Annotated in this window: 17 protein-coding genes; 2 read left to right on the top strand and 15 right to left on the bottom strand. The window is 65.3% G+C overall.

The window, feature by feature from the left end; translation table 11 throughout:
* Positions 1 to 161: 161 nt before the first annotated feature.
* From SPHV1_RS14280 to hutI, 5 genes are read right to left on the bottom strand one after another with little or no spacing between them, the layout of a single operon-like run.
* Positions 162 to 653, bottom strand: coding sequence for an asparaginase domain-containing protein (locus SPHV1_RS14280; RefSeq protein WP_054946709.1), 492 nt, complete (start codon positions 651 to 653; stop codon positions 162 to 164).
* Positions 654 to 693: 40 nt separating this feature from the next.
* Positions 694 to 2361 (bottom strand): urocanate hydratase, encoded by a 1668-nt coding sequence (gene hutU, locus SPHV1_RS14285; RefSeq protein ID WP_054946710.1) that lies wholly within the window; start codon positions 2359 to 2361, stop codon positions 694 to 696.
* Positions 2358 to 3167 carry an N-formylglutamate deformylase gene (hutG, locus tag SPHV1_RS14290; RefSeq protein ID WP_054946711.1) on the bottom strand — a complete coding sequence of 270 codons (810 nt, stop codon included), beginning with the start codon at positions 3165 to 3167 and terminating at the stop codon, positions 2358 to 2360. Before hutG ends, hutU begins: the two co-directional genes overlap by 4 nt.
* Positions 3164 to 4693: a histidine ammonia-lyase gene (hutH, locus tag SPHV1_RS14295; protein WP_054946712.1), complete on the bottom strand. Its 1530-nt coding sequence runs from the start codon at positions 4691 to 4693 to the stop codon at positions 3164 to 3166. Before hutH ends, hutG begins: the two co-directional genes overlap by 4 nt.
* Positions 4690 to 5889 (bottom strand): imidazolonepropionase, encoded by a 1200-nt coding sequence (hutI, locus tag SPHV1_RS14300; protein ID WP_197277729.1) that lies wholly within the window; start codon positions 5887 to 5889, stop codon positions 4690 to 4692. Before hutI ends, hutH begins: the two co-directional genes overlap by 4 nt.
* A gap of 89 nt (positions 5890 to 5978) precedes the next feature.
* Between hutI and SPHV1_RS14305 the strand changes: the two genes are divergently transcribed.
* Entirely contained in the window at positions 5979 to 7343 is a 1365-nt protein-coding gene (locus SPHV1_RS14305; RefSeq protein WP_054946713.1) for a formimidoylglutamate deiminase, read from the top strand.
* A complete protein-coding gene (locus tag SPHV1_RS14310; RefSeq protein ID WP_054946714.1) occupies positions 7340 to 8047 on the top strand; it encodes a GntR family transcriptional regulator in 708 nt (235 codons plus the stop codon). Before SPHV1_RS14305 ends, SPHV1_RS14310 begins: the two co-directional genes overlap by 4 nt.
* Positions 8048 to 8096: 49 nt before the next feature.
* On the opposite strand, the gene SPHV1_RS14315 is transcribed toward SPHV1_RS14310, so the two are convergent.
* The 10 genes from SPHV1_RS14315 to SPHV1_RS14360 all read right to left on the bottom strand — a co-directional run bounded on the left by SPHV1_RS14315 (position 8097) and on the right by SPHV1_RS14360 (position 18068).
* Complete coding sequence (locus SPHV1_RS14315; RefSeq protein ID WP_054946715.1) at positions 8097 to 8945, bottom strand: TorF family putative porin; 849 nt, start codon at positions 8943 to 8945, stop codon at positions 8097 to 8099.
* A gap of 302 nt (positions 8946 to 9247) precedes the next feature.
* Positions 9248 to 10780 (bottom strand): SulP family inorganic anion transporter, encoded by a 1533-nt coding sequence (locus SPHV1_RS14320; RefSeq protein ID WP_054946716.1) that lies wholly within the window; start codon positions 10778 to 10780, stop codon positions 9248 to 9250.
* Complete coding sequence (locus SPHV1_RS14325; RefSeq protein ID WP_054946717.1) at positions 10777 to 11466, bottom strand: carbonic anhydrase; 690 nt, start codon at positions 11464 to 11466, stop codon at positions 10777 to 10779. Before SPHV1_RS14325 ends, SPHV1_RS14320 begins: the two co-directional genes overlap by 4 nt.
* Before the next feature lie 130 nt (positions 11467 to 11596).
* Positions 11597 to 12922, bottom strand: a complete 1326-nt coding sequence (locus SPHV1_RS14330; RefSeq protein WP_054946718.1) for an ATP-binding protein — start codon at positions 12920 to 12922, stop codon at positions 11597 to 11599.
* Positions 12922 to 13650 carry a response regulator transcription factor gene (locus SPHV1_RS14335; RefSeq protein ID WP_054946719.1) on the bottom strand — a complete coding sequence of 243 codons (729 nt, stop codon included), beginning with the start codon at positions 13648 to 13650 and terminating at the stop codon, positions 12922 to 12924. Before SPHV1_RS14335 ends, SPHV1_RS14330 begins: the two co-directional genes overlap by 1 nt.
* A 118-nt stretch (positions 13651 to 13768) precedes the next feature.
* Positions 13769 to 14413 carry a hypothetical protein gene (locus SPHV1_RS14340; protein WP_054946720.1) on the bottom strand — a complete coding sequence of 215 codons (645 nt, stop codon included), beginning with the start codon at positions 14411 to 14413 and terminating at the stop codon, positions 13769 to 13771.
* Positions 14410 to 14727, bottom strand: a complete 318-nt coding sequence (locus SPHV1_RS14345; protein ID WP_054946721.1) for a hypothetical protein — start codon at positions 14725 to 14727, stop codon at positions 14410 to 14412. The genes SPHV1_RS14340 and SPHV1_RS14345 overlap by 4 nt, the downstream gene beginning before the upstream one ends.
* A 161-nt stretch (positions 14728 to 14888) precedes the next feature.
* On the bottom strand, positions 14889 to 15206 hold the full coding sequence (locus tag SPHV1_RS14350; protein ID WP_054946722.1) for an Hpt domain-containing protein: 318 nt from the start codon (positions 15204 to 15206) through the stop codon (positions 14889 to 14891).
* On the bottom strand, positions 15184 to 15555 hold the full coding sequence (locus SPHV1_RS14355) for a response regulator (protein ID WP_054946723.1): 372 nt from the start codon (positions 15553 to 15555) through the stop codon (positions 15184 to 15186). The genes SPHV1_RS14350 and SPHV1_RS14355 overlap by 23 nt, the downstream gene beginning before the upstream one ends.
* Positions 15552 to 18068, bottom strand: a complete 2517-nt coding sequence (locus SPHV1_RS14360) for an ATP-binding protein (protein WP_054946724.1) — start codon at positions 18066 to 18068, stop codon at positions 15552 to 15554. The genes SPHV1_RS14355 and SPHV1_RS14360 overlap by 4 nt, the downstream gene beginning before the upstream one ends.
* Positions 18069 to 18127: the final 59 nt, after the last annotated feature.

Consider the following 18127-nt stretch of genomic DNA (forward strand, 5'->3'; position numbering starts at 1 on the left):
GCGGGGGGGAAGGCGAAGCCGTGAGCGGACACAGCCCGCGCCTCCTATCTGCAGGCTAAGGGCCTACCTATTGGAGAGGCGCGAACGGGTCGCTCCGGATCTTTGCGTATTCAGGGAGAAGATGGGTCCGTTTCGGTGCCGTATTGGACCTTACACGTCGGTCAGATTTCTACGAAAGTGCCTGCCTCACGGTCCTTGCGGACCTTCAGGCCATCGAAGACAGAACCGTTCATCGTGATCCACACACCCGGCTTGGCTGCCTGGCAGCAGGCGAAGGCCATGCCGAGGTTGAACGCGGCATCGCTTTCCGAGAACCGCGCCGGAGCCAGTGCGCCGGCAAGCACGACCGTCTTGTCGGTCAGGTGGCCCAGCGACTGGGCGGTTTGCGCCATCGTGTCGGTGCCGTGGGTGACGACCACGCGCTTCTCCGGCGCATTGGCGATCGTTGCGGCGATGAGCGCGCGATCCTCGTCGGTCAGCTCGAGGCTGTCCTTGCGCATCAGTTCGACGATCCGGAACGGATGCGTGACGCGCGAGATTTTCAGCAGCTTCTCGATCACGCTCTCGGTGATCTGGTACTCGCTCAGAGCGTCGAAATACTGCTTGTCAATGGTGCCGCCGGTAGTGACGACGAGAATGGGTGACCTGTCCATGGCGGTGCCTTTAGCCGGGAAGGAGGGGGAGGGGCAATCGTCAGCCGAGAATGCCGGGCAGGTCGAGCCCTTTTTCGCGCGCGCACTCCAGCGCAATCTCGTATCCGGCATCGGCATGGCGCATCACGCCGCTGGCCGGATCGTTCCACAGCACCCGCTCGAGACGCCGGGCCGCGGCCCCAGTGCCGTCGGCGACGATCACCATGCCGGCATGCTGCGAATAGCCCATGCCGACACCGCCGCCGTGGTGGAGTGAGACCCAGGTCGCACCGCTTGCGGTATTGAGCAGGGCGTTGAGCAGGGGCCAGTCGGACACCGCGTCCGAGCCGTCGCGCATGGCTTCCGTTTCGCGATTGGGGCTCGCGACCGAACCGGAATCGAGGTGGTCGCGCCCGATCGCCACGGGGGCCTTCAGTTCTCCGCTCGCTACCATCTCGTTGAAGGCGAGGCCGAGGCGGTGGCGATCGCCCAGACCGACCCAGCAGATGCGTGCAGGCAGGCCCTGGAAGTGGATGCGTTCGCGCGCCATGTCGAGCCAGCGGTGCAGGTGGGCGTCGTTTGGCAGCAGTTCCTTCACCTTGGCATCGGTCTTGTAGATGTCCTGAGGATCGCCCGACAGCGCGGCCCAGCGGAACGGGCCGACGCCGCGGCAGAACAGCGGGCGGATATAGGCGGGAACGAAACCCGGAAATGCAAAGGCGTTGTCGACGCCTTCGTCCTTGGCCATCTGGCGGATGTTGTTGCCGTAATCGACCGTGGGCACGCCCGCTTCATGGAAGTCGAGCATCGCGCGCACGTGGACTGCCATGGATGCCTTGGCAGCCTTGGCCACTACTTCTGGTTCGCGCTCGCGGCGCCCGATCCATTCGGCGACGCTCCAGCTCAGTGGCAGGTAGCCGTTCACCGGATCGTGGGCGGACGTCTGGTCCGTGAGCAGGTCGGGACGGATGCCGCGCGCAAAAAGGTCGGGCAGCACTTGTGCGGCATTGCCCAGCAGGCCCACCGAAACTGCCTTGCCTTCGGCGCGGGCCCTGTCGAGGATCGCCATCGCTTCCTCGATGGTCTCGGCGCGATAGTCTAGATAGCCGGTGCGCAGGCGCATATCGATGCGGCTTTCCTGGCATTCGATGGCAAGGCACGAAGCGCCCGCCATGACCGCGGCGAGCGGTTGCGCGCCGCCCATGCCGCCAAGACCGGCGGTGAGCAGCCAGCGCCCGGTGAGGTCGCCGCCATAGTGCTGGCGTCCCATTTCGACGAACGTCTCGTAAGTGCCCTGAACAATGCCCTGGCTGCCAATGTAGATCCACGAGCCGGCCGTCATTTGGCCGTACATGGCGAGGCCCTTGCGATCGAGTTCGTTGAAGTGCTCCCAGGTCGCCCACTTCGGCACCAGGTTCGAATTGGCAAGCAGCACGCGCGGCGCATCGGCATGGGTGCGGAATACGCCAACGGGCTTGCCGGACTGGATCATCAGGGTCTCGTCGTCCTTGAGGCGGCGCAGCGTCTCGACGATGCAGTCGAAGCTTTCCCAGTCGCGCGCGGCGCGGCCTATGCCGCCGTAGACGACCAGTTCCTCCGGACGCTCGGCGACGTCCGGGTGCAGGTTGTTCATGAGCATGCGCAAGGGGGCTTCGGTGAGCCAGCTTCGCGCAGTGCGTTCGGTTCCGGTGGCAGGGACGATCCGGCGCGAATTGTCGAGGCGGGTCATGGTCTTCCTTTCGCGAAGTCGAGGCAGGCTTCGATGATCTGGTGGAGCACGGGCAGCACGGCCGGCCGCGCGTCGAGCGGGGCGGGCCAGTTTTCGGGCGAGGGCGTTTCGGGCTCGGCCAGATAGCCGCGCATCGCCAGCTCCATCTGGATTGCGTGGATGCCGATGTCGGGCGCGCCGTAGTGTCGGGTGGTCCAGCCACCGCGGAAGCGCCCGTCGACGACATGGCTGTGCCCGCTTGCGGCGCAGATCGAGGCAACGGCCTCGCGCAGTGCCGGAGAGCAGGTTGCCCCGCCATTGGTGCCCACGTTGAATTGGGGCAGTTCGCCTTCGAACAGGCGTGGCACGCGGCTGCGGATGGAGTGCGTGTCGTAGAGGACAATGTCATCGTGGCGAGTGCGCAGGCGATAGATCTCGTCGCGCAGCGCCGCGTGATAGGGATCGAACCAGTGGGCCCGGCGACGCGCGATCTCGTCATCGGTGGGCCAGTCCCCGGCGTAAAGCGGCTCGCCGTCGAACGTTTCGGTCGGGCACAGGCCGGTCGTCGTCTGGCCGGGATAGAGCGAGAAACCGGAAGGATCGCGGTTGCAGTCGATCACGGTGCGTGAAACGGCAGTGCGGATCGTCGTTGCGCCCATGTCTCGCACGAAGGCGTAGAGCTCGGCGATGTGCCAGTCGGCATCCTTGCGGGCCAGCCAGGGCGAGGTCAGTCCCGCCTCGATGGTTTCGGGAATCGTGGTGCCGCCATGGGGAAAGCAGACGATCAGCGGTGCGTCGCCGCGCCGGATGTCGAGCCAGCCGCTCATGCTACGCCCGGCAGCTCGATGCCCGCCGCCGCAACGATTTGGCCCGAACGGATAAGGGCGTTGGCCGCTTCCATGTCGGGATGGAAATGGCGATCCGGCCCAAGCGCGGGGATCGTCGCGCGAACGGTCTTTCGTACCGCTTCGAGGGCTTCGCTTGACGTGAGCGGCGCATGGAAATCGCAACCTTGCGCGGCGGCCAGCAATTCGATGCCGACGACTGCAGTGGCATTGCGGGCCATGGCCACGAGGCGGCGGCTGCCGTGGGCGGCCATCGAGACGTGGTCTTCCTGGTTGGCGGAAGTGGGGATGGAATCGACGCTGGCCGGATAGGCGCGCTGCTTGTTTTCGGAAACAAGCGCAGCGGCGGTGACTTGCGGGATCATGAAGCCGGAATTGAGCCCGGGTTCGGGCGTCAGGAACGCAGGCAGACCGGAGAGCGCGGGGTCGACCAGCATGGCGGTACGCCGTTCGGAGAGCGAGCCGATCTCGCAGATCGCTAGCGCGATCATGTCGGCGGCGAAGGCGACCGGCTCGGCATGGAAATTGCCGCCCGAAAGCGCCTCGTCGGTCTCCGGAAAGATCAGCGGATTGTCGGAGACGCCATTGGCCTCGATGGCAAGGGTCCCGGCTGCCTGCCGCAGCACGTCGAGCGCGGCGCCCATGACCTGCGGCTGGCAGCGCAGGCAATAGGGATCCTGCACGCGAATGTCGTTCTCGACATGCGAAGCGCGAATGGCCGAGCCTGCCATGAGGTGGCGCAGGACATCGGCGGTGGCGATTTGTCCGGCATGGCCACGCAGCCTGTGGATGCGATGATCGAAAGGCGCGTCCGAGCCCTTGGCTGCCTCTGTGGAAAGTACGCCGGCAACCAACGCGGATTGCAGCAGCCGTTCGGCCTCGAACAGCCCCGCCAGTGCCCATGCGCAGGAGAACTGCGTACCGTTGAGCAGGGCAAGACCCTCCTTTGGGCCCAACTCTGCCGGTTCCAGCCCGGCACCGGCCAGCGCCTTCGTGGCCGCCATGCGTTCACCGCTTACGAAGACATCGCCGACACCCAGCATTGTTGCTGCCATGTGCGCGAGCGGCGCCAGGTCTCCGCTAGCGCCGACCGAACCCTGGCAGGGCACGACCGGCGTGATGCCGCGTTCGAGCATGGCCTCGAGCAGTGCTGCCGTGCGCGCCGAAATGCCCGAAGCGCCCTGTGTCAGGCTGGCCAGCTTGAGGGCGAGCATCAGCCGGACGACATCGACAGGCGTCGGCTCACCCGTACCGGCGGCATGGCTCAGCACGATGTTGCGTTGCAGCTTGGCAAGATCGGCATCCTCGATGCGGATGCTGGCAAGCTTTCCGAAGCCGGTATTGATGCCATAGACCGGTTCCCCGCGCGCGACGATACGGGCAACGGCATCAGCGCCGCGGGCGATGGCACCCTCCGCACTGGCATCGAGGCGGACCTGCGCGCCGCGGTAGATGGCGCGCCAATCGGCAAGCGGGACGCTGCCGGGCTTCAGGGTAACGGTACTCACTGGCCTCTCCGGATGCGGGCGTGAAGGGGATTGAAGCCGATGCGATAGACAAGCTCGGCCGGGGTCTCGATGTCCCAGATCGCAAGGTCGCAGGCCTTGCCTTCCTCCAGCGTGCCGATCCGGTCACCAAGCCCGAGCGCGAGGGCCGCATGGTGGGTGACGCCGAGCAGGCATTCCTCGACGGTCAGCCGAAACAGCGTCGCGCCCATGTTCATTGCCAGCAGGAGCGAGGTCATTGGCGAAGTGCCCGGGTTGCTGTCGGTGGCGAGGGCGATGGGCACGCCCGCGGCGCGCAGGGCGTCAATCGGCGGGACACGGGTTTCTCGGGTGAAGTAGAAGGCGCCGGGCAGCAGGGTCGCGACGGTGCCGGCGTGGGCCATGGCGGCGATGCCGGCATCGTCGAGCCATTCGAGATGGTCGGCGGACAGGGCGCAGAATTCTGCGGCGAGGGCAGCGCCGTGCTGGTTGGAAAGCTGCTCGGCATGGAGCTTGACCGGCAGACCGGCCTGGCTTGCCGTTTCGAAGACTCGGTGGGTCTGCTCGCGCGTGAAGCCGATCCCTTCGCAAAAGGCATCGACGGCATCGGCCAGCCCTTCGGCGGCGAGAGCGGGGATCATGTCGTGGACTACGGTATCGATGTAGCCATCGGCATTCCCGGCGAACTCTGCAGGCACGGCATGGGCGCCAAGGAACGTCGTGGTCACGTCCACGGCACGTTCGTCGGCAAGCCGCCGGGCAGCGCGCAGCATCCGCCGTTCGGCATCGAGCGAGAGACCGTAGCCCGACTTGATTTCGATGCTGGTGACGCCCTCGGCGATCAGCGCGTCGAGCCGGGGCAGGGCACTTGCAACCAGTTCGTCCTCACTCGCTGCGCGGGTTGCCGCCACGGTCGAGACGATTCCGCCACCGGCCCGCGCGATCTCTTCGTAACTCGCCCCGGCGAGGCGCAGTTCGAATTCCTGTGCACGGTTACCGGCGTAGACGAGGTGGGTGTGGCAATCGATCAGGCCGGGGGTGATCCAGCGGCCCGCGCAGTCGACCGTCTCCTCGGCCGTGAAGTCCGGGGCCTGCGTGCGCGGTCCCGCATAGGCGATCTGGCCGCCGCGCGCCGCCACGACGCCGTCTTCGACCACGCCGAGGCCGGGCCCGGCCATCGTCGCCAGACGCGCATTTACCCAGACTTTGTCGCACTTCACGAGAATCGCGGCCTCCATTTCGAGAGTGAAATCTTGGCATGGACGTGCAATAATGTATAGACATTAAATCGAGCCGACGGAGTCGCCCCATGAACACGGAAACGGTGCTGCATTTCGAACGCCTGCTTCTGCCCGGCGGCTGGCGGCGGGACGTGCGTCTCGAGCTGGAAGACGGGTTGATCGTGTCGATCACGCCCGATGCCGCGCCGCAGTCCGGCGACAAGCGGCACGCTATCGGACTGCCGGGCATGCCCAACCTTCATTGCCACGGCTTCCAGCGCGGCATGGCGGGTGCCGCAGAGTATCGTGGGGAGGGCGAGGACAGTTTCTGGACCTGGCGCGAGGCGATGTACCGCTTCGTCGATCGGCTCGATCCCGAAGCGATGCTGGCTATCGCCGCGCTCGCCTACATGGAGATGCTGGAGGCGGGCTTCACCCGCGTTGGCGAGTTCCATTACCTGCATCACGATCCTTCCGGGAAGACCTACGACGATCCGGCGCGCATGGGGGCAGCGCTTGCTGAAGCCGCTGCGGAGACCGGCATCGCACTCACGCTGTTGCCGGTCTTCTATGCGCAGGCAGGCTTCGGCGGATTGCCTCCGTCGCCGGAGCAACGGCGCTTCGTTACCGACCCCGAGAGTTTCGCGAGGTTGCTCGAAGCTTCCCGGCGCGCGCTGGCAGGACTGCACGACGCGCGCCTCGGCATCGCCCCGCATTCGCTGCGCGCGGTCACGCCCGCCGCGCTGGCAGAGGTTACCGCACTCGAACGGGATGGCCCCGTGCACATTCATGTTGCCGAGCAACAGCGCGAGGTGGACGATTGCCTTGCCTGGAGCGGCGCGCGGCCGGTGCAATGGTTGCTCGACAATGCCGATGTCGGGCCCGACTGGTGCCTCGTCCATGCCACCCATGTGAACGAGGCCGAATGGAAGGGAATGATCCGCAGCGGCGCGGTCGCCGGGCTTTGCCCCATGACCGAGGCGAATCTCGGCGACGGCATCTTTCCCGCCGCCGCAGCGTTGGCAGGCGGTCTGGGCTTTGGCATAGGCTCCGATTCCAACGTCCGGATCGACATGACCGAAGAACTCCGCCTGCTCGAATATGGCCAGCGTCTCTCGCTGCGCAGCCGTAACTGCCTGACCGGAACGCGCGGGGGATCGACCGGGCGGTTCCTCTATGAAGGTGCAGTGGTGGGCGGTTCGCAGGCACTGGCTGCCCCTGCGCCGCTCGCGCCGGGATCGCCGGCAGACCTGGTGAGCCTGCGCGCCGACGCGCCCTCAATGATCGGGCGCAGCGATGATGGCCTGCTCGATGCCTTCATATTCTCCGCCGGTCAGGGCGTGATCGAGAGCGTATGGCGCCGCGGCTGCCGGATCGTGCGGAATGGCCACCATGTCCGGCGCGAGGCGATCGTCGGCCACTTCGCGCAAACCATGAGGCGGCTTGCGCAATGACGCTGCCTCTGGGTGAACGCATCCGCGCCGAAGTGGAGGCGCGCATCGTCTCGGGCGAGCTGTCTCCGGGAGAGCGTCTTCCGACCGAAGCGGAATTGATGGCGCACTACGCTTGTTCCCGCATGACGGTGAACAAGGCGCTCTCCGCGCTTGCCGCTGCCGGGCTGATCGAGCGGCGCAAGCGTGCCGGATCGTTCGTCTCGCGCCCGCGGGTGCATTCGATGGTGCTCGACATTCCCGATCTGGCCGAGGAGATCGCGGCGCGGGGCCAGAGGCATCAATACCGCCTGCGCAAGCGCGAGATCACGGAAGGTCCTGACAGTCCCTTCGGACCGGACCGCGGCCGGGTGCTTTCGCTCGCCGGGGTTCACTACGCCAACGATGCGGCCTTTGCGGTTGAGCATCGCCAGGTCGACCTGACGGCAGTGCCGGACATCGAATTCGTTGATTTTGCGGAGCAGGCGCCGGGGTCCTGGCTGCTGCGGCACGTGCCATGGGATGAGGCCGAAACGCGCATAGCGGCGGAAGGGGCGGATGCCGAAGTGGCAAGCTGGATGATGGTTGCGCCCGGAACGGCGACGTTGCTGGTCGAACGCAGGACCTGGCGCGGCAAGGACAGCATCACCTTCGTGCGCCAGCACTTTCGCGGCGATCTTTACGATCTGGTTGCCCGCTTCGGCCAGTCGGGCGCGAGGCGCAGCTAGCGATCAGGACCCGCCCGGACGCGATCTGCGCCCGGACGGGAGAGTATCGTCAGAAGCCTGCCGAGATCGAGAACAGGATTGTCGAGTCGGCGATCTTCGAACCGTCCTTCGACGAAGCGAAGTTCGGCTGCAGGTAGGCGGCATCCGAGCGCGAGATGTCGGTATCGACATAGGCGACACCCAGCGTCACCGGGCCAAGCGCGAGATCGGCGCCGAGCGACCAGTCGAGGAACTCACCGGTTGGCGCGATGCTGGTGCCGTTCGGGCCGAGGCCCGAGTTGCCGTTCGAATAGCCCAGGTGTGCGTTGAGTGTGATCGGTGTGCTGGGCACGCCCACGCTGGCATCGGACCATACGTAGACGTTGTCGGACTTGGCGCCCGGGTTGTCGGGGATGCCCGCGTTGTAGCTGGCGGCGTTGTTGTAGACCTTGCCGAGTGCCTGCTGCTTGGGAGCATAAGCGACGCCAAGGAGGAAGTCGGCCGGGCCGAAGGTGGTCGAAGCCTTGGCGTAGAGTTCTGCGAAGTCGGTGTCTGAAGCGCCGCCCGGATACATGAACCAGGTCATGCCGACGTCGAGGTTAAGGCCACTGGCGATTTCGGTGGCATAGCCGGCGTAGAGGTCGAGCTCCATGTTGGAGCCACCGAAAGTGCCCCAGCCCGAAAGGTTGGAAGTCCAGGTGCCGGCGTAGAAGCCACTTTCATGCTCGACGTTGATGCCGCCCTGGATCGCCATTTCCTCGTCGGTCTGCGAGACGCCGCGGAAGCGGTAGTCCGAGACGAGGGCGACTTCGCCCGAAACGGTGATAGGACCGGGAGCGTCCTGCGCGAGGGCAGGCGAAGCCATGCCGAGGCAGGCAGCGGCGAGACCGGCAACGCCGGAAAGCAGACGAAACTTCATATTTGGAACACCCTCATGATGACTTGTGTCTTCGTGTTCCGTCCTGCGGTCACCTCGTCGCCTGTCGCTGCGTGGCGCATGCGTGTCGCGATGACTTAGCTGACACTATTGGCGAAGGTTGTCCGCAGGCTTGCTCGTTTGTGACAAAGTATTTCGCATCTGCAGCATGGAGTTTCGGGAGTCTGAATCCGGGGCCGGCATGGTGTGCAGCCGGCAAAAGAAGCGGGCGGACACGCCCGTGCGTGTCCGCCCGCAGATGGTGACCGAATGCCGAAGCGTTCGGTCACTCAGGGTCAGTTGCTTCAGGTTGCCAGCGGTAGCGGCTTCAGAATCGAGGCCGGGCCGGTCACGCGGTCCTGATGGCCGCGCTGGCGGCGGCGGGAGATCCACTCGCTGAGCGTTTCCGCGGTTGTGTGGTCCATCGCCCGCACCCGGTCGAGGTCGAGGTGGACCGGGCGGTCGGCGGGCTGGCGTTCCAGCACCGCATTGAGCCGCGTCAGGCCGAGGAACGTTGCCGCACCGTGCAGTTCGAGACGCGGGCCGGCCTCGTCCTCGTGCTCATGGACCTTGAGGCCGAGGTTGCGGCCGTGGGGCAGGAGCTCGACCAGCGAGAGGCCGAGGCCGACGAGCACGCCGGTCAGCAGGTCGGTGGTCACCACGAGGATGAAGGTCACCGCCCAGATTGCCGCGGGCAGGTACCCGTGGGCCTTGAGCAGGTGCTGCACGTGCTTGAGGCTGACGAGGCGCCAACCGGTGACGACGAGCACGCCGCCCAGTGCGGCCATGGGTACTTCGCGAAGCAACCAGGGCAGCAGCGCGATGAAACCGAGGATCCAAGCACCGTGCAGGATCGTCGAAAGGCGGGTCTTGGCGCCGGCCTGCACATTGGCAGAACTGCGTACGATCACGCCGGTCATCGGCAGCGCGCCAACCATGCCGCACAGGAAGTTGCCGATGCCCTGCGCCCGCAGTTCCTTGTTGTACTCGGTGCGCACGCCGTCATGCATGCGGTCGACAGCAGCGGCCGACAGCAGCGTTTCGGCGCTGGCGATGAATGCGATCGCCACGGCAGCGACGATCAGACCCGGATTGGCGAGCGGGGCGAACCACTCCATGCTGGTCGGCAGTGCGAAGGCCGAACCGATCGAGGCGGGGACCTCGATCCGCGCGACGCCAAGGCCCATGCTCCAGGCAACCGCCGTTGCGGCGACGACGCCAAGCAGGGCTCCGGGGACGAGAGCCATCGATTTGGGGCGCAGCTTTTCCCAGCCCAACATGACGCCGATGGTCAGCAGGCCGAGGCCCAGCGCCATCTCGGTGGCCGACACGCTGGAAAGGTCGAGACCCAGCACGCGGGCGGGCATCATCGCGATGTTCTCCAATCCGCTCGACATCGGCTTGGCGTCGAACAGGATGTGGAACTGGCCGATGACGATCAGCGCGCCGATACCGGCAAGCATGCCGTGGACCACGGCCGGGCTGATGGCACGGAACAGGCCGCCCATCTTGAGGGCGCCGGCAACCAGCTGGATTACGCCGGCCAGAAGCAATACCGGGCCCAGCGCCTCGAGCCCGTTCTCGCGGACGAACTCGAAGACGATAACGGCAAGGCCAGCGGCCGGGCCACTGACCTGCAACGGCGAACCGGCGAACAGACCGACGACAATGCCGCCGATGATACCTGTAACGAGGCCCTTCTCGGGCGGTACGCCCGAAGCGATGGCGATGCCCATGCACAATGGCATTGCCACGAGGAAGACCACGATCGAGGCCGTGAAGTCTCGCGCGAAAAAGGCAAATGGCCCAGTTCGCGTTTCGGCGGCGGGGGTACTCATTCCGCGGCCTCGGCGAGTTCGGTAGCGATGCGGGTGCGGGCCTTGAGCGCGACCGGAAGCTCGCGGTCTTCGCGCAGGGCCACGAACTCGCCGGTATCGCCGTCGAGGCCGAGGACCTGGCCGGCGTGAATATCGACGAACCAGCCATGTAGCGACATTTCGCCGCGGGCGATGGCCGCTGCGACCGAGGGATGGGTGCGCAAGTGGGCGATCTGCGCGATCACGTTCTCGAGACTGATGGCGCGGACGCGCTCCTGCTCGCCGAGCTCGGGGTGGCATGTGCTCACGATATGCTCGGCCGCCGAGCCGTGGCGCAGCCAGGCAGCGACGTTGGGCATCTTGTCGAGGCCGACCGGATTGCTCAGGGCCTTCATTGCGCCGCAGTCCGAGTGGCCGCACACGATGATGTCACGCACGCCGAGGGCGGCAACGGCATATTCGACAGTGGAGGATACGCCGCCGTTCATCGTTGCGAAGGGCGGGACGATGTTGCCGGCGTTGCGGCAGACGAAAAGGTCGCCGGGCTGGGCCTGCATGATCTGTTCGGGGACGATGCGCGAGTCCGCGCAGGAAACCATCAGCGCCTTGGGCTCCTGGCCATGGGTGGCCAGCTTGCCGAACAAGTCGCTGCTGGCAGGGAAGATCGTCTTCTCGAAACTGAAGACGCGACCGATCAACTCGTTCACGTTGCTTACCTTTCCTTGGGTAGAATCGCCCTGCGGGATTTCCCCTCAGGTTCTGCTCAAGAGCTAGGTGGCGCGCTTGTCCGTCATTGTTCGCAAACGTTACGAAGTTTTGCTGCGTTGCAGCGCTCTGTTATTTCGGCGCAAGCGGCAGGCGGATCGTCGCGCGCAGGCCACCCTCGGGACGATTTCGCAGGTCGAGCGTGCCGTTCTCAGCGCGCACGGCCTTCTGGACGATCGGCAGGCCCAGGCCCATGCCGGCTGTATCGCGACTGCGCGCCGTATCCAGACGCACGAAGGGCTGGAGCGCGTCGGCGATGCGGTCTTCGGGAATACCGGGGCCATCATCCTCGATGACCACCTCCGCGCCATCGCCATCGCGCCGCACGCTGACCCGGACGTTGCCGCCGTAGTGGATGGCGTTCTCGATGAGGTTGGAAAGCGCGCGGCGGATCGCCACCGGACGGGCCTTGATGACGATGCCAGGAGTGCCCTCGAACGTGGCATCGGCGCCATGGTCGCCAGCGGTATCGACCAGTGTTTCGGCCATGATCGAGAGATTTATCCGCTCGGAAGGGATCGTTTCCCCGCCATTGTCGATATAGGCCTGGATCGATTCGATCAGCATGCGCATCTCTTCGATGTCGTGGGAAATCCCTTCGCGCACCTCGGGGCCGATGCTGACGTCATCCAGGCGCAGTCGCATGCGCGAAAGCGGTGTCTTGAGATCATGACCGATCGCCAGCATCGTCTGGGTGCGATCGACCAGCGACTGGTGAATGCGTTCCTGCATGTCGTTGAGCGCGCGGATCAACTGGCGCATCTCGTCCGGGCCGCGTTCGGGCACCGGCTGGGGTGGCCCCGAGCCCAGTTCCCGGGTTGCACCAATCACCGAACGCAGCGGTTTGAGCGTCGTGCTGAGGAGTGCCCAGGCGAGGGCCATCAGCAGGAGTGTCGGCAGGATGAGGCTGAGAATGCGCCCGACTGTCAACTTCCACGCGGCATTGGCGTGTGTGTGGAACTTCAGGAGGCTGCGGTCTGACAGCAGCACGGAACCGCCGATGTTGCCCTTGCCCGGCAGTTCCTCAAGGTGCAGTTCGATGTCGCCGGTGGCAAGGGCAGGTTCGATCTCGACGACTTGCGCGCGCAAGTTGGCAAGGCCCAGCGAACCGCGTTTGCGGTCAGTCGGAGGCGACCATTCGAGAGAGAAGCGGTCGGTGCTCAGTGCATTGGCTATGGCGCTGCGCTCCATTCCCGGAGCGCGCTCGATGGCGCGCGTCGCCAGCACGAGGTTCTCGGCAATCCGCTCGGCATCGTCACGACGCAGTTCGAACGAGTTGACCCGCTCGAACAGCACCGTGTTGGCGATGATGTCGACGATGAGGACGAGCAGGAGAACGGCAAGCAGGCGCTCTGGCAGGCCAAGGCGCCGGAACAGTCCCATGCCGCTCTGGAGCATCAGGAACGGGTCACTTCCGCCCTGAACATGTAGCCGACGCCGCGCACGGTTACGATCGGCGACTCTTTGTCTTCAGTCTGGAGCTTGCGGCGCAGTCGGCTGACAAGGACGTCGATGCTGCGATCCGAGCTGTCTCCGATACGTGAGCGTGACAGTTCCATCAGTCGCTCACGCCCCAGCACGCGCTGGGGATAACCCAGGAAAGTAGAGAGGAGGTCGAATTCCGCTCCGGTCAGGTCGACCATGACGCCATTCGGCGCGCGCAGTTCGCGACGTGCGAGCGAGACCTGCCAACCATCGAAATAGAGCACTTCGGGCGCACGGCCGTCGGCCGGGCTCTCGATCGCGCCTTCATAGCCGCCGCGGCGCAGGACCGCGCTGACGCGGGCCGCGAGTTCGCGGGTGCTGAACGGCTTGGCAAGATAGTCGTCCGCACCCAGTTCAAGCCCGAGCACGCGGTCTTCCTCGCTGCCCCTGGCGGAGATGAAGATGATGGGAATGTCGCTTTCGCGGCGCAGGCTGCGGAAAAGGTCGAAGCCGCTGGTGCCCGGAAGCATGATGTCCAGCACGATGAGCTGGACCGCGGTTTCGCGCAAGGTGACCCACATCTCCGCCCCCGTTGCCGCGGTCAGCACGTTGAAGCCGCTCTGGCGCAGGGCCCGGGCGGTCAATGTGCGGAGCGCACCATCGTCCTCGACGAGAAGAATGGTGGGAGGCGTGGTGATCATGGCGTGGGGGGATCTGATTCTGTGTGCGAACGTCATCGTCTCTTGCATGTTGCCATGTAAATAGGAAGACCGGTGCGGTCAGGCAAACCGCACCGGCTCAAATAACGGGATGTTCGGATCAGCCCGACGTGTGAGGCAGGGCTTGGCGCACGGTCTCGACCGCATGGAGCAGACCCGCTGCCTCTGCAGGAGCAAGGCCGCCCCTGATCGACTTGCCGTCCTCGGCCTTGAACTTGAGCTGCCACGGCGAACGGCTTTGCGGCCTGTAGCCTTCGGCGATCTCGCTCACGACATTTTCGGGCAGTTCGAAGACGAGGCGGGTGTGGCGGTTGCACTCCCGGTGGATGGCGTCGACGGATGGGCAGTCCTCCTTCCACTGATCGGTGACGAGCAGGTCGGCCTGGGCGATCTGACCGCCGGCTTCATACTTCACGCCGACCACGCGCGGGGCCGGACCGGGGTGGACCAGCTCATGCCAGACCTGCCAGCGTACTGCGCCGGACTGACGATCGACGAGCGCGCGCAGGTGGACGTCGCGCGCATGGGCGCCGCCGATCGAGCGACCACGGTCCCATGCTTCGCGGGTCGAGACGACGACGTGGGGGGTGGCCGGATCGTCGTGTACTTCGACGCGCTCGCGCACCTCGTCCGGAGTGAGCTGCGCGAGGCCGGTCGGCAGCCGGTCGTAGGCCAAGGCGGAACCTGGCCAGGCGATCGGCGCTAGCACCATCGCCAGAGGGAGGAGCGAACGAGCGAGGGTCATTGCGCGCTCTTTTCTCCGGTTGCCTCAATCGCGAAATCGGAACGCGGCGTTTCGTTCTGCGCCTTTACCAGACGGTGGCGGCACGTGGGGTTCTTGGTCGGGTGCGCGGCGCAGGAAAGATTTGCCTGTTCGTTTCTGTTTGTTTCCGCGTCATTGGCGCGCCGCATGCCGATAACACCCTTGGCTTTCAGCATGGGACGGTGCGGAAAAGCCTCGGCGGCCGGTGCCACATCCACGCAGGCAAGGGTTGCCGATGAGCAGGATGCGCCCGGGTTTGCGAGGGTGGAAATCGCGAAAAGCGCTGCGGAAATCATTCTGTGCTCCCATGTGGAATCTCGATGGTTCCTGATTGGGAGTTCTTCGTGTCCTGGTTCCTTCGTCTCTGTGACGAATTGTTTCCGGACACAATTTTCGGAAATGAACGGGAAAGGCTTCGCTTGCGAAGGGAAGGGCCGCCACGCGGCTTGCGGACGGCTCAGCCCTTGGCGACAACTGCCGTGATACGGTCCGCCAGATCATCGAGATCGGCACGCGCCGTTGCGGTTTCGCCGGGTCGGTCGACGAGGCATTCCTCCAGCTTGCGCGCTGCCGCGCCCAAATCGGGAAAGCCCATGGTCCCGGCCATGCCCGCAATCTTGTGAACGATTGCGATCACTTCGGTGCGCGAGGCATCGTCTCCGAGCTTCGGGCGAAGCTCGAGGAGGGCCGGGAGATTGCCGTGCAGGCGCTCGATGAAGCGCAGGCGCAGCGGGGTTAACCGGTCTTCGAGGTCAGACACGGTCGACCAGTTCATGGACCTGTTTTGCCAGCGTCATTGCGTCGAAGGGCTTGGCGATCACGCCCAACGCGCCAAGCGATATCAGGCGCTGTCGTTCGTGTTCCTGCGCCCGTGCGGTGATGTAGACGATCGGCAGGCGGCTGCCGAAGCGTCGCCTGATCTCCGCATGGGTGGTCGGCCCGTCCATGTCGGGCATCATCATGTCGAGCAGTACGAGATCGGGCGTCCAGCTTTCCAGTATGGTCAGGGCTTCCGCGCCCGAACCGCAGGAACGCACATGAATCCCCGGATCGATTTCGAGCGCGATGGTTGCAACTTCGCGAAGGTCGGGCTCGTCGTCGACATAGAGAATTTCGATGGTCATGCGACGGTTTCCTGGGTGCGTGTGGGGGAGGTTAGGCTTTCGACGATGGCGACGAGCGCGCCGATCGGGGTGCGAGCCTTGGTGAGACAGGCATCGACCGATCCTGCGGTTTCGGGATCGGCATCCTGCGCGGAGAAGATCACAACCGGCAGCAGAGGTTCCCCGTCCCGGCGCAAGTCGGGAAGGAGGGCACTGCCATCGCCATCGGTCAGGGTGAGGTCGAGTATCGCGAGGTCGAACCGGTTACTCGCCAGTTCGCGCCGCGCCGCAGCCAGGCTGTCCACCGCAACGACATTCGCGCGTCCATCGAGGGCCTCCGTGACGATGCGGGCGATGTCGGGATCGTCCTCGAGATGGAGAATACGCGGACGCGCGCCATCGAGAACGCGGCTGGCGGCATCGACGCTGTCGATCAGGCGGCCCACTTCGATGGGCTTGCGCAGCCAGTCCAGCACCAGCGCAGCATCGCCTTCCAGTTCGCGGGAACCGGTCTTGCCGCCCAGCGCAAGGATCGGTGTGCCGCTGTGTCGCGCCGTTTCGCGGACCATGCGGATGATCTCGATGCCTGCGCCGCCCGACAGGCCCATGTCGACCACGATGCCGTCATAGTTTGATGAGGCGAGCGCCGCACGCACTGCCTGTACATTGCCGACGAGGCTGACCGTGTATCCGGCGCGGCGCAAGGCTTCGGTAAATGCGCTGGCAGCACCGTTGCCGCAGACGAGCAGGCCCGCTTCCTGGCCTCGGGTTCCGCGCCCGGGCCCGTCGTGCAGGGCGGGCAGGTCGACGTGGAAGCTCGTGCCCTTGTTCAGCTGGCTGTCGAAACTCACTTTGCCGCCAAGGCGCTGGACGATCTCGCGCACGATCGACAGGCCGAGGCCGGTTCCGCCCTTCTGCCGGGTGTCGGAGGAGTCCGCCTGCGCGAACTTGCCGAAGATGCGGCTGCGGAATTCTTCGGGAATGCCATGTCCTTCGTCGGTGAAGGAGACGCGGTGATACCTGGCCCCGGGAGAGACGGTGACGGAAACCGTCCCGCCGCTGGGCGAGAACTTGATCGCGTTCGACATCAGGTTGGCGAAGACCTGCGCCAGCCGGTCGGCATCGGCCCTGACCCACACGGGCACCTGGGGCGCCTGAAGCGCCAGCTTGACGCCGTAGCCATCGGAGAAGCTGCGGTTTTCCTCTATCGACGTCGCCAGCGCCGCGCTGAGGTCCAGCTCGCTGTTGTGGAACGGCATGCGGCCGGATTCCATCTTTTCGATGTCGAGAATGTCGTTGATCAGACGCACGAGGCGATTGGCGTTGCTCTGCGCGATCGAGATGAGCCGTCCCGCGCGCTCGCCCAGTTCGCCTGCGGCCCCCCCGCTGAGCAGGCCCAGAGAGCCAGCGATCGAGGTAAGCGGAGTGCGCAGTTCGTGGCTGACGGTCGAGACGAATTCCGACTTGAGCTGCTCTACCCGCTTGCGTTCGGTGATGTCGCGAATGACCGCGACGTAACGCAGTCCCTCGTTGAGGACCATTGCGGAAAGCGCGATCTCGATGGGAAACTCCGTGCCGTCCTTGCGCCTGCCGACGATTTCGCGCGCCGTTCCGGGACCGTCGCTCGACAGGTGCATTTCGCGCAATTCCCGGGCGAACTCGCCGATAGCCGGCTGGCTGGCGAAAAGCATGCCGACGTCGCGCCGGTCGAGTTCGACTTCCCGGTATCCGAACAGGCGTGTGGTCGCCGCATTGGTGGTTTCGATCGAACCGCTGGGGTTGAGGGTGAGAATGCCGTCCATCGCGTTCTCGAGCACCGCCTGGCGGCGCAGCGATACGTCTTCGAGCTGGATCAGCGCCTGTTCGCGAGCGCGCAGGGTGCGCAAGATCGCGATGCCGGCAATGATCAGCAGGGCCAGAAGCAGGAACAGCAGGCTGAAGGTCACCTGACGCAGGGCCGAGATCGCCTGCTGCGACCGTGCGGAAACTTCCGTGAGCCTGTCATTCTCGCGCTTGAGGAGACTGGTGATGTGGCTCCGAATACCGTCCATCAGCCGCTTGCCCCCCTTGTTGCGGATAAGGGCGACGGCGCCGGCATTGTCACCTGCTTGCTGCAGGGAGATGATGCGGTCGGTGAATTCGCGTTTGTTGTGCGAGAGCTCGGAAATGGCAGCCAGTTCGGTGAGGTCCTCGGGCTGACCGGCAAAGGCACGGCGAAGCGCAGGTTCGATCCGGCCAAGTTCGCGGGTGCCCTTGTCGAAGGGCTGGAGGAATTCGGGGTCGCCGGTCAGGACATAGCCGCGGCCTCCGGTTTCGATGTCCTGATGCGCGGAAAACACGGAGAGAATGAGGTTGCGCTTTTCCTGCGTCTCGGCCTCGGCTGCGGCGAGCCGGTCGGTTGTCTGCACCTGTTCCTGCAGCAGCAGCGCAACGCCGCCGATCAGCAGCGGCACGATCAGGGCAATGATCTTTGCAATGCGCTGGCGCCAGCTCTCGCGTCGTGCGGCCACCGAAACTGAGAGAGATGCCTTCACTTGGCGGCGCTCCTCTGGAAATCGTAGAAGCTCCCGAATGCCATGAGTGCCGGAACAGG

It is taken from the genome of Novosphingobium sp. KN65.2 (assembly GCF_001368935.1).
Taxonomy (GTDB): domain Bacteria; phylum Pseudomonadota; class Alphaproteobacteria; order Sphingomonadales; family Sphingomonadaceae; genus Novosphingobium; species Novosphingobium mathurense.